This window comes from Mesobacillus jeotgali (genome assembly GCF_031759225.1).
In the GTDB taxonomy this organism is placed as follows: domain Bacteria; phylum Bacillota; class Bacilli; order Bacillales; family Cytobacillaceae; genus Mesobacillus; species Mesobacillus jeotgali_B.
Map to the genome: position 1 here is coordinate 1,734,612 of NZ_CP134494.1, position 12,253 is coordinate 1,746,864.

Annotated in this window: 11 protein-coding genes; all 11 read left to right on the forward strand. The window is 43.4% G+C overall.

The window, feature by feature from the left end:
• The first annotated feature begins 90 nt into the window (after positions 1–90).
• The 11 genes from RH061_RS08570 to RH061_RS08620 all read left to right on the forward strand — a co-directional run bounded on the left by RH061_RS08570 (position 91) and on the right by RH061_RS08620 (position 12,020).
• On the forward strand, positions 91–1,056 hold the full coding sequence (locus tag RH061_RS08570) for a polysaccharide deacetylase family protein (RefSeq protein WP_311075375.1): 966 nt from the start codon (positions 91–93) through the stop codon (positions 1,054–1,056).
• 84 nt (positions 1,057–1,140) lie between these two features.
• Complete coding sequence (locus RH061_RS08575; RefSeq protein WP_311075376.1) at positions 1,141–2,373, forward strand: M16 family metallopeptidase; 1,233 nt, start codon at positions 1,141–1,143, stop codon at positions 2,371–2,373.
• Between the two features lie 949 nt (positions 2,374–3,322).
• A complete protein-coding gene (locus RH061_RS08580) occupies positions 3,323–3,568 on the forward strand; it encodes a YlmC/YmxH family sporulation protein (RefSeq protein WP_167832858.1) in 246 nt (81 codons plus the stop codon).
• Between the two features lie 212 nt (positions 3,569–3,780).
• Complete coding sequence (dpaA, locus tag RH061_RS08585) at positions 3,781–4,683, forward strand: dipicolinic acid synthetase subunit A (RefSeq protein WP_311076324.1); 903 nt, start codon at positions 3,781–3,783, stop codon at positions 4,681–4,683.
• On the forward strand, positions 4,680–5,276 hold the full coding sequence (gene dpaB / locus RH061_RS08590) for a dipicolinate synthase subunit B (RefSeq protein ID WP_311075379.1): 597 nt from the start codon (positions 4,680–4,682) through the stop codon (positions 5,274–5,276). Before dpaA ends, dpaB begins: the two co-directional genes overlap by 4 nt.
• Before the next feature lie 374 nt (positions 5,277–5,650).
• Positions 5,651–6,700, forward strand: a complete 1,050-nt coding sequence (gene asd, locus RH061_RS08595; RefSeq protein WP_311075381.1) for an aspartate-semialdehyde dehydrogenase — start codon at positions 5,651–5,653, stop codon at positions 6,698–6,700.
• A 40-nt stretch (positions 6,701–6,740) separates the two neighbouring features.
• Positions 6,741–7,985, forward strand: a complete 1,245-nt coding sequence (gene dapG / locus RH061_RS08600; RefSeq protein WP_311075384.1) for an aspartate kinase — start codon at positions 6,741–6,743, stop codon at positions 7,983–7,985.
• Positions 7,986–8,044: 59 nt separating this feature from the next.
• Complete coding sequence (gene dapA / locus RH061_RS08605; RefSeq protein ID WP_311075385.1) at positions 8,045–8,911, forward strand: 4-hydroxy-tetrahydrodipicolinate synthase; 867 nt, start codon at positions 8,045–8,047, stop codon at positions 8,909–8,911.
• Positions 8,912–9,258: 347 nt separating this feature from the next.
• Complete coding sequence (locus RH061_RS08610) at positions 9,259–10,923, forward strand: ribonuclease J (RefSeq protein ID WP_311076326.1); 1,665 nt, start codon at positions 9,259–9,261, stop codon at positions 10,921–10,923.
• Positions 10,924–11,061: 138 nt separating this feature from the next.
• Positions 11,062–11,811 carry a ClpP family protease gene (locus tag RH061_RS08615; RefSeq protein WP_311075387.1) on the forward strand — a complete coding sequence of 250 codons (750 nt, stop codon included), beginning with the start codon at positions 11,062–11,064 and terminating at the stop codon, positions 11,809–11,811.
• The gene (locus RH061_RS08620) at positions 11,808–12,020 is read left to right on the forward strand and encodes a YlzJ-like family protein (RefSeq protein WP_311075389.1); all 213 of its coding nucleotides are present in this window, start codon (positions 11,808–11,810) and stop codon (positions 12,018–12,020) included. The genes RH061_RS08615 and RH061_RS08620 overlap by 4 nt, the downstream gene beginning before the upstream one ends.
• Positions 12,021–12,253: the final 233 nt, after the last annotated feature.

Sequence of the window (12,253 nt, forward strand, 5' to 3'; positions counted from 1 at the left end):
CCTTGTCCTTCGGCTTCATAAAGTAAAATAAGGCCCTTTTCGTTGTCAGCATGATTATGGGGGGCCTTTACAGAAGAGGAGGCATATTAAATGAGAAAGCTTGTATTAATTTCTGTTTTATTGATTGCTGCGTGGATCATCGTCAATAATCCATTCTCCCATACATATGTATCAGGACTTAAAAGCGGGACACTTGAAGTGGCAGGGAATAAGAACTCGTTGATGTCAGAAATTGAAATGAAGGCAATAGAATATGAAATCGAACCATCTGATGCCAGAAAAGATCCAGTCTGGAAGGTAGTTCCCGGCTATAATGGGCTTAAAGTAGATATCAAAAAGTCCTACAGCAAAATGGAGAAGGAAGATAAATTCGATCCGCAAAAGCTGGTTTTCAAGCAGGTACCCCCTCAAGTCCATTTAAGTGATTTACCGCCAATGGCCATTTATAAAGGACATCCTGAGAAGCCGATGGTAAGCTTCATTATTAATGTTGCATGGGGAAATGAATATTTGACAGGCATGCTGGCGACATTGAAGAAGCATAATGTCACCGCAAGTTTTTTCCTTGAAGGCAGATGGGTAAAGAATAACCCGGGCATGGCTAAGATGATTTCGGATGCGGGCCATGAGATAGGGAATCATTCATTCACGCATCCTAACATGAAGCAGCTTTCTGCTCCAAAAATCAATGAAGAAATTCGCAAGACGAATGAAGTGATTGAAGCAGTGACTGGGGTCAAGACTAAGTGGTTTGCACCCCCGAGTGGTTCATACAAGGATGAAGTGGTTGAAATTGCTGCAGCACATAAATTAGGGACCGTAATGTGGAGCGTCGACACGATCGATTGGCAGAAGCCCACTCCAGATAAACTGATCAACAGGGTGATGGGGAAGATCCATAATGGCGCAATGATCCTGATGCATCCAACAGAGTCTACTGCTGTCTCGCTTGATCAATTGATCACTCAAATTAAAGCCAAGGACCTGCAGATAGGAACTGTTTCCGATTTATTAAGTGAAAACCGGATAATAACGCCAAAAAAAATGAAAGAATAGCATTGTATTTGGAAAAAGTAAGTTAAATGGACTATACTAAGTAAATGCGGTAGTTTTAGCAGCTGGTTCCAGAGGAGGAATATAATGATAAAGAAATATACATGTCAAAATGGTGTAAGAATCGTACTAGAACAAATCCCGACTGTCCGTTCAGTCGCTATCGGTGTATGGATCGGAACGGGCTCCCGTAATGAGAATCCGGAGAACAATGGGATTTCACATTTTCTTGAGCATATGTTTTTCAAAGGCACCAAAACAAGGACTGCAAGAGAGATTGCAGAATCCTTTGATAGCATTGGCGGCCAAGTGAACGCATTCACTTCCAAGGAGTATACTTGCTATTACGCCAAGGTGTTGGATAATCATGCACCATTCGCGCTAGAAGTTTTAGCGGACATGTTCTTTAACTCTACTTTTGATTCAGAGGAATTGAATAAAGAGAAGAACGTTGTGAATGAAGAAATCAAGATGTATGAAGATACTCCTGATGATATCGTCCACGATTTGCTAAGCCAGGCTGTATACGGTGACCATCCGCTTGGTTATCCAATCCTTGGTACAGAAGAAACGCTCCAAAGTTTCACCGGTGAAAAGCTCGAACAGTATATGCATGATACCTATAGACCAGAAAATGTGGTCATTTCCATTGCTGGGAACGTACCTGAATCTTTCATTAAGAATGCTGAAGACTTCTTTGGCTCATATGAAGCGAGCAAGGAAAAGATGGAGTACATAAAACCGGACTTCCATGCAACACATGCTTCCAGGAAAAAAGAAACTGAACAAGCCCACCTGTGCCTTGGGTTCGAAGGATTGCAGATCGGCCACTCTGATGTCTATAGCCTGATCGTCTTGAACAATGTACTGGGGGGCAGCATGAGCAGCAGATTGTTCCAGGAAGTAAGGGAACAGCGTGGTCTAGCTTATTCTGTATTCTCCTATCACTCAGCTTACAGGGATAGCGGTATGGTAACGATTTACGGCGGGACCGGCGCTAATCAACTGAATGTTCTATATGAAACAATCCAGGACACGCTCGCGAAGCTGCGTGCGGAAGGAATTACCGAGAAAGAACTCAACAACAGCAAAGAACAGCTAAAAGGCAGCCTGATGTTAAGCCTTGAAAGCACCAACAGCCGCATGAGCAGGAACGGAAAAAATGAACTTCTGCTCGGAAGGCATCGCTCCCTTGATGAAATCGTCGAACAAATCGATCAAGTGACCAAGGACAGCGTCGACGGAATGGCCAATAAGATTTTCACAGACAAATATTCCGTTTCCTTGATCAGTCCAAATGGCGAAATGCCAAATTTATAAGATATGACTAAAACAGCAGTTTCCTTGTGAAGCTGCTGTTTTAATTTTAAGGTAATTTAGCCCTACAAGTTACAGCCCCCGGAAAGATGAAAGACGAGCAGGAATCGTGACAGGTTTGGCCTCTGTTGCTGAAAAGCTGTCAAGAAAACGAGAGAATTGTGACAGGTTTGGTCTCTGTAGATGAAAAGCTGTCAAGAAAACGAAGGAATTATGACAGGTTTGGTCTCTGTAGATGAAAAGCTGTCAAGAAAACGAGTGAATTGTGACAGGTTTGGCCTCTGCAGCTGAAAAGCTGTCAAGAAAACGAAGGAATTATGACAGGTTTGGCCTCTGTTGCTGAAAAGCTGTCAAGAAAACGAGAGAATTATGACAGGTTTGGCCTCTGTAGATGAGAAGCTGTCAAAAAACGAAGGAATTATGACAGGTTTGTTCTCTGCAGCTGAAAAGCTGTCAAGAAAACGAAGGAATTATGACAGGTTTGGCCTCTGTAGATGAAAAGCTGTCAAGAAAACGAAGGAATTATGACAGGTTTAGCCTCTGCAGCTGAAAAGCTGTCAAAAAAACGAAGGAATTATGACAGGTTTGGTCTCTGTAGATGAAAAGCTGTCAAGAAAACGAAGGAATTATGACAGGTTTGGCCTCTGTTGCTGAAAAGCTGTCAAGAAAACGAGGGAATTATGACAGCTTTGTTCTCTGCAGTTGAAAAGCTGTCAAGAAAACGAGTGAATTGTGACAGGTTTAACCTCTGCAGCTGAAAAGCTGTCAAGAAAACGAAGGAATTATGACAGGTTTAGCCTCTGCAGCTGAAAAGCTGTCAAGAAACCGAAAAATTTGAACATGTTATCCCTACCTCCACAACAATTCACCCCTTTTTTCACGCAAATGTATTCTAAAAACATTATCATATTGATACATATAGAATAAGGACAAAGTGACAGGGAGGGGCATCATGAAATTAAGTGAACTTGGCGGAAAGGAAATCGTCGATGCAAAAAGGGCAGAAAGATTGGGTGTTCTTGGTCAGACGGATTTAGAAATCAATGAACGTTCGGGCCAAATTGAAGCTTTGATCATTCCATCTTTAAAATGGTTCGGACTTCGCAAACAGTCAGGAGAAGTTAGGGTTCCGTGGAAGCATATAAAGAAAATAGGTACAGACATGATTATCATTGATATTCCTGATGATGAAGAGTAAAAGCGGGCACAGAGCCGGCTTTATTTTTTTTGCCATTATTATTCAATAAAAATCTACCCTTATAATATTGTTTCAAGCGCTGGCCATAAGGCTGGCGCTTTTCTTTTATGGAAAACTCACCTATTGGAAGTTAGATACATATGATGTTGAAGTAGTTCAAATTGGATGAAATATATATTCCAGGATTAATGGAAAAGAAGGTGATTGTTCTCATGCTGACAGGAATGCAAATCGCAGTTATCGGCGGTGATGCGAGACAGCTGGAGATTATTCGCAAGCTGACAGAGCTTGATGCAAAGCTTTCTTTAATAGGCTTCGAGCAGTTGGACCATGCTTTCACAGGTGCCTCAAAAGAAAAGATAGATGAAGTTGATTTTTCCGTCCAGGACGCTTTGATCCTGCCTGTGCCAGGAACAAGTTTGGAGGGTCAGGTCGAAACGATTTTCTCGAATGAAAAAGTAGTTATTATTAAAGAAATGATTGAAAAGACCCCTGATCATTGCACAGTTTACTCGGGCATCAGTAATTCATATTTGACCGGGATTACTAAGCAAGCTAACAGGAAACTTGTACAGCTTTTTGCTAGAGATGATGTAGCAATTTACAACTCAATCCCGACTGTCGAAGGAACGATCATGATGGCAATCCAACATACAGATTTCACCATTCACGGCTCTAAAGTTGCCGTCCTCGGATTAGGCAGAGTTGGTATGAGTGTAGCCAGGACCTTCCATGCCCTTGGTGCCAAGGTAAAGGTCGGAGCAAGAAAAAGTGAACATATTGCAAGGATTTCGGAAATGGGATTAAAGCCGTTCCTGCTATCAGATATTGGAAAAGAAGTGTCAGATATCGATATTTGCATCAATACGGTTCCTCATCAAATCGTTACTGCCTCCGTCATTTCGAGGATGCCAGCTCATACCTTGATCATTGACCTTGCATCCAAACCAGGTGGAACGGATTTTCGCTATGCGGAAAAGCGCGGAATCAAAGCTTTGCTTGCGCCAGGCTTGCCGGGGATCGTAGCCCCGAAAACTGCAGGGCAAATATTGGCGAACGTTCTTTCTCAGCTGCTTATGGAAGACTTTAATGACCGAAAGGAGAAAGAAGTATGAGTTTAAAAGGAAAAAAGATCGGATTCGGATTAACGGGCTCGCATTGTACGTATGATGCTGTATTTCCTGAAATTGAAAAGCTGGTGAATGCTGGTGCTGAAGTTTTACCTGTTGTCACATTCACTGTAAAAAATACAGAAACACGATTTGGTAAAGGAGAAGATTGGGTACAGCGGATTGAGGAACTCACTGGCAATAATGTGATAGACTCGATTGTGAAGGCAGAACCTCTTGGTCCCAAAATCCCGCTTGACTGTATGGTCATTGCGCCGCTTACGGGTAACTCCATGAGCAAGTTTGCGAATGCAATGACAGATTCACCAGTTCTAATGGCTGCAAAAGCTACATTAAGGAACCAAAAGCCGGTTGTACTGGGTATTTCGACTAATGACGCTTTAGGGCTTAACGGCGTCAATCTTATGAGGTTAATGGCGACAAAAAACATTTACATGATTCCTTTTGGCCAGGATGATCCAGTTAAAAAGCCAAATTCCATGGTTGCAAGAATGGGGATGCTTTCCGAAACAATCATTGAAGCAATGAACGGAAATCAGCTTCAGCCAGTACTAGTGGAACGTTATAAGGATAATTAATGCTTAATACCAGGCTCTTTTCGCACGCCTTGTTATTTGCGCAGTTAAATATTGCGCAATCAGGATACAGGCAACAACGGAAAGGGTCTGGAATCGTATTAGAAGCCAGAAAAAATAGGTTCCAGAAAGCTTGAATCACAACCAATCCTGTCCCAAATACGACCAATTTAATTTGGAAATGCTTTTCTCCGGCAGTGAAGCAAAATGTTTCTTTTCTTAATGATTGATTATGATAAAATATAGGATAATATACTAGGTGGACTGAACAAGGCGCTTGCGCATTCTATTAGACCACCGGTTTACTTATGGTTCAAACAACCCCAGCTGAAATGCGGGGATATTAAACGATAATTGTAGTGGAAGGGGAAACAGCAATGTCAGAGAGAAAAGGTTACCGTATAGCAGTAGTGGGAGCAACAGGAGCAGTAGGACAGCAGATGATCCAGACGCTCGAAAGCAGGGACTTTCCTGTATCCGAGCTTTTATTATTGTCATCTTCAAGGTCAGCTGGTACAAAGGTCCAGTATAAAGGAAAAGAGATAACAGTACAGGAAGCCAAGCCAGAAAGCTTTGAAGGTGTGGATATTGCCCTGTTCAGCGCAGGAGGAAGTGTTTCAAAAGCGCTGGCACCCGAAGCAGTCAAACGCGGAGCGATCGTTGTTGATAACACAAGTGCATTCCGCATGGATGAGAACACTCCGCTTGTTGTGCCTGAAGTGAATGAGGAAGATTTGCATTCTCATAACGGAATCATTGCTAACCCGAACTGCTCTACGATCCAAATGGTTGTTGCTCTGGAGCCATTACGTAAGAAGTTCGGCCTGGAAAAGATCATTGTATCAACTTACCAGGCAGTATCAGGTGCAGGTGCGGCGGCTGTCGAGGAGCTGGAGGAACAGACACAGGCAATCCTGAACGGAGAAGAATATGAACCAAAGATTCTTCCGGTGAAGTCAGCGGAAAAGCACTACCAAATTGCATTCAATGCGATCCCACAGATCGATACATTCGTAGATAACGGATTCACATACGAAGAGATGAAAATGATCAATGAAACGAAGAAAATCATGCACATGCCTGAGCTTCAGGTTGCTGCAACATGTGTAAGGCTGCCGGTTGGCACTGGTCATTCAGAGTCTGTTTATATTGAGATTGGCCAGGACGGTGTTTCAGCAGCAGACATTAAAGAACTTATGTCTGATGCACCAGGAGTAGTCCTTCAGGATGACCCTGCACAGCAGCTTTATCCAATGCCTGCATTCTGTGTCGGCAAAAATGACGTATTTGTCGGCAGAATCAGGAAGGATCTGGACAATGAAAAGGGCTTCCATATGTGGGTTGTTTCTGACAATCTGTTAAAAGGTGCTGCATGGAACTCAGTCCAGATTGCTGAAAGCCTTGTGAAGCTTGGGTTGGTAAAATAAAAGCATAATTGATTAATGACAGAATTTCTGAGGTGTTACGATGAAGATAATCGTTCAAAAATTTGGCGGTACATCTGTACGGGACGAACAAAGCCGCAGCCAGGCGATGAGACATATAAAGAAAGCAATCTCTGATGGATATAAAGCTGTTGTGGTCGTTTCTGCGATGGGTAGGAAAGGGGATCCGTATGCAACAGACACCCTTCTCAGCCTGTTAGGTGGAAGTGACAGCAAGATCAGCAAGCGCGAGCATGATCTGCTGTTATCATGCGGAGAAACGATTTCCAGTATCGTTTTTACAAACATGCTGCTTGAGAATGGGATCAGTGCAACGGCCCTCACAGGTGCCCAGGCAGGGTTCAGGACAAATAGCGAGCATACAAACGCCAGGATCCTTGATATGAAATGCGACCGTCTGTTGCGGGAACTTGATCAAGTCGATGTGGTCGTCGTAGCTGGATTCCAGGGGGCTGCGAAAAATGGAGATGTGACAACAATCGGCAGGGGCGGCAGTGACACATCTGCTGCAGCACTTGGCGCAGCGTTAAACGCGGAATGGATTGACATCTTTACCGATGTTGAGGGCATCATGACAGCCGATCCAAGGATTGCAGAAAATGCAAGACCTCTTTCAGTGGTCACGTATACTGAAGTTTGCAATATGGCATATCAGGGAGCAAAGGTAATCCATCCTCGTGCCGTAGAGATTGCCATGCAGGCAAAAGTGCCGATCAGAATCAGGTCTACCTATTCCGATGGCCTCGGAACGCTGGTTACGGCTCTTAATCGTGAAAATAAAGGGACTGACATTAAGGAACGACCTGTAACAGGAATAGCGCATGTTTCAAATGTCAGCCAGATTAAGGTTTTTGCAAAAAAAGACCAATATAATCTTCAATCTGAAGTTTTCAAGGCAATGGCAAATGAAAACATCAGTGTAGATTTTATCAATATTTCCCCAAATGGGGTGGTCTACACGGTCCTTGATGAAATGACGGATCGAGCGGTAAGGGTGTTGGAAGGCTTGGGACACACGCCGCAAATTGAGAAGCATTGCGCAAAGGTCTCCGTTGTCGGAGCAGGTATGGCGGGAGTACCAGGGGTAACTTCGAAAATTGTAACAGCTTTATCAGAAAAAGGCATTCGCATCCTTCAATCCGCTGACAGCCATACAACCATTTGGGTGTTGGTGAAACAAGAGGATTTAGGAAAGGCAGTAAATGCTTTGCATGATGCCTTCCAGCTCGAGGAAGAAACAGCAGAGTTCGAGCGTCAAGACATATAAAAAGATCTTGCTTCCCAGCATTTGCTGTCGGAAGCCTTTCAGAAGAGGAGTGAACAGGAATGGTTCAATTCGGAAGAGTATCCACAGCAATGGTGACCCCATTTGATCACAAAGGTCACATTGATTTCGCTAAAACGACCCAGCTAGTTAACCATTTGATTGATAACGGATCAGATTCACTCGTGGTTGCAGGGACAACAGGTGAATCCCCGACTCTTTCCAAAGAAGAGAAAATCGCATTATTCCAGCACGTCGTGAAGGTTGTAGACAAGAGGGTGCCTGTCATTGCAGGAACAGGCAGCAATAACACCTATGCCACCATCGAACTGACAAAAAAGGCAGAAGAAATTGGTGTAGATGCAATCATGATCGTAGCACCATACTATAACAAGCCGAACCAGGAAGGCTTATACCAGCACTTTAAAGCAGCAGCAGAAGCTACATCTCTGCCTGTGATGGTTTACAATATTCCGGGAAGATCAGTCGTGAATATCCTGCCCGAAACAGTGATCAAGCTGGCTGAAATCCCAAATGTTGTCGCTGTAAAGGAAGCTAGTGGTGACTTGAATGCCATGACTAAAATCATTGCAAATACACCAGATGATTTCCTTTTATACAGTGGTGATGACGGATTGACCCTGCCGGTTCTCGCAATCGGCGGTACAGGTATTGTCTCTGTTGCATCACATGTGATTGGAAACGAGATGCAAGCAATGGTCGATGCTTTCTTCAGCGGAAGAAATGCGGACGCTGCAAAAATGCATCAACGCCTGCTTCCGATCATGGAAGGACTCTTCGCTGCTCCAAGCCCGGCGCCTGTCAAAACGGCATTGCAGCTAAAAGGCCTTGATGTCGGTTCCGTTCGTTTACCAATGGTGCCTTTAACAGAACAAGAAAGATCAGCAGTAGCCAAACTTTTTCAATAGAACATAAGGCCAGCCAGTGGGTTGGCCTTTTTTTATTTAAAAGTAAAAGCAGAGCCCCTGCATTGCCCAAAAACTGGATACCAGAACTCAAACGGTAAAAGCAGGGCCAGTGCATTGCCCGAAAACTGGATTCCAGAGCTCAAACGGTAAAAGCAGAGTCCCTGCATTGCCCGAAAACCAGGTTACAGAGCCCGAACGGTAAAAGCAGTAATCCTTCTAAAGAGAGAGATGTTAATTCCTACACCAGAGGCGATTGAATAAAGTTGTAAAGATTTTCTGTCATCAAGTATAATGATTTTAACTGATAATGGTTCGGATTTTTACAGCACAGGAGGAGCACGGAATTGATAGCAAAAAACGAGAGTATTAAGATTATTCCACTTGGTGGAGTGGGGGAAATCGGCAAGAATATGTACATCACCGAAGTGGACGGTGATATTTTTGTGGTTGATGCGGGCTTGATGTTTCCTGAGGATGAGATGCTCGGGATTGATGTGGTCATACCTGATTTTACTTATTTGGTTTCGAATAGTGATAGGGTGAAAGCAATTTTCCTTACGCACGGGCATGAAGACCATATAGGTGCATTAGGCTATATTTTACGCAAAATCAATGTAGCGGTTTACGGAACAAAGCTAACGATCGCCCTGGCAAAGGAAAAAATGAAAGAACAGGATTTCACTGGTTCGGCTGACTTTCGTGAAATTAATGCAGATACAGTAGTGGATTTCGACAAAGTTTCTGTTTCCTTTTTTAAAACCAATCATAGCATCCCTGGTTCAGTCGGCATTAGCATTCATACATCTGAAGGTGCAATCGTACATACAGGGGACTTTAAATTTGACCAGGCAGCAGCTCCGCTATACAAACCTGAAGTTGGCAAGATGGCTGCAATAGGTGAAAAAGGTGTTCTCTGCCTGCTTTCTGACAGTACTGAGGCTGAAAGACCTGGACATACACCTTCTGAATCAACCGTAGTCGCTGAACTATCCGACGTCTTTTATAATGCACAGGGCAGGATCATTGCTGCCTGCTTCGCATCTGACCTTAACAGGATCCAGCACCTATTTAACAGTGCATCAGCAAATGGCCGAAAAGTGGCAGTGGCAGGAAATAGCTTGAAACGGATATTTGATATCGCATTGCAACTCGGCTATTTACAGGTAGAAGAAGATCTGATCATATCGGTTAATGAACTAAAGGATTACGATAACAGCCAGGTGGTGGTTTTAACCACAGGAAGTCAGGGTGAGCCCATTGAAGCTCTGCAGAAAATGGCTAAACAAGTGCATCCGCAAGTAAATATTCAGGCAGGGGACACAGTATTGTTTGCTGCATCTCCTTTAAGGGGAAGCGAAGTGTTTATTTATAAGACCATGGATATGCTTTACCGTGCGGGTGCGAATGTAGTATCCAGCAAAAATAGTGTCCAGGTCTCAAGCCATGGAAGCCAGGAAGAATTGAAATTCATGATCAATCTGATGAATCCTAAATTCTTCATTCCAGTACATGGTGAATACAAAATGCTGAAGGCCCATAAAAAGCTAGCACAAGCATGCGGGATTCCGGAAGAAAATATTTTTATCCCCGATCGCGGAGACGTGATTGAAATTTCAGGGGGGGTACTAAAGTTTACGGAGAAGGTGCCCGCCGGGAATACATTGATTGATGGAATCGGGGTTGGAGATGTAGGAAACATTGTTCTCCGAGACCGAAGACTGCTATCTCAAGACGGCGTTTTACTTGTAGTGGTGACACTGAATAAAACCGACAGGAAGATTATTGCCGGACCGGAAATTATCTCGCGCGGCTTCGTCTATGTGCGCGAATCAGAGAAGCTGATGAATGATTCTGCTGCACTTGTAAGAGAAATCGTCGAGAAAAATGCTAATAAAGGCTCTTTCGATTGGAATAGTTTAAAACAGGATATCCGGGACTCCCTTCACCAATATTTATATGAAAAAACAAAACGCCGCCCAATGATCATGCCGATCATCATGGAGGTTAAATAATTATTGGAAAAGATACTGGCTCAAACACCAGTATCTTTTTTGCTTCCCGACTTTATTCTTCAGCCACCTTTGGACGCGGAATGAAATTGATGATGATGTTCATACTAAAATTATCATGCCTGAAGGGAGCATAAAAGGATGGATAACGATATGAATAAATTCAGTTCTGAAAACCAGGAGGGCCAGCAGGGGGATAAGGAAAAACCATCAGGCCTTCTTGAAAAGATTCAGCAGCTTGGTCAGACAAATGTCCCCCAGCTTTCCCAAGATTCGAAGATCCATTGTTTGACAATTGTTGGACAAATCGAGGGACATATGCAGCTTCCACCACATAATAAAACGACAAAATATGAACACTTGATCCCACAAATAGTTGCAATTGAACAAAACCAGAATATTGAAGGACTGCTTGTCATCTTGAATACTGTGGGCGGCGATGTGGAAGCAGGGCTGGCAATTTCAGAGATGCTGGCATCTTTATCCAAGCCGACCGTTTCTATCGTGCTGGGTGGCGGTCATTCCATCGGAGTGCCTATAGCAGTTTCCTGTGATTATTCGTTCATTGCTGAGACCGCGACAATGACAATTCATCCAGTAAGGCTGACTGGACTTGTCATCGGTGTTCCGCAAACATTTGAATATCTCGATAAGATGCAGGATAGAGTTGTGAATTTTGTTACGAAACATTCCAATATTACTGAAGAAACATTCAAAGAGTTGATGTTTGCCAAAGGTAACCTGACAAGGGACATCGGAACGAATGTTGTCGGCCATGATGCAGTGAAGACCGGTTTGATCCATGAAGTCGGAGGAATAGGCCAGGCGATGAAAAAATTAAATGAATTAATTGATATGAATAAACAAGAGTCAGAAGTGATTGTACAATGATCCTCTACACGATGATGCCACATGAACAGGTATTCCCGCCGAGTGAAGAGGGAGCCGTTAACCAGGTCATGATCAGCTATAACGGAATTCCTATCATGGCTGAATATACAGAGAATCACGAGTACCGGGTAGTCAGGGTAATGAGTACTGACCCAAACCATTATATGGAGCCCTCCTGTTTGCCTGGTTCTACCATTACTCTCTCTTAGCTATACATTGTTTGACGTGACTGCAATGGAAAACCTTTCCGCACGACCGAAGCACCCCGCGAAAAGATCAGCAGCGCTGTCTATTTTAAAAAATCGATTGTGCCGTTTCAACTGGCAAATATGATATAATATGGATACACTAAAGCATCAGCAGCCGAATAAGGCTGCTTTTCTTCTTACTAAAGTTTGAAGAATAGGCTAGTTGATTATGCTGATAGTGAAGCTATAAAAGT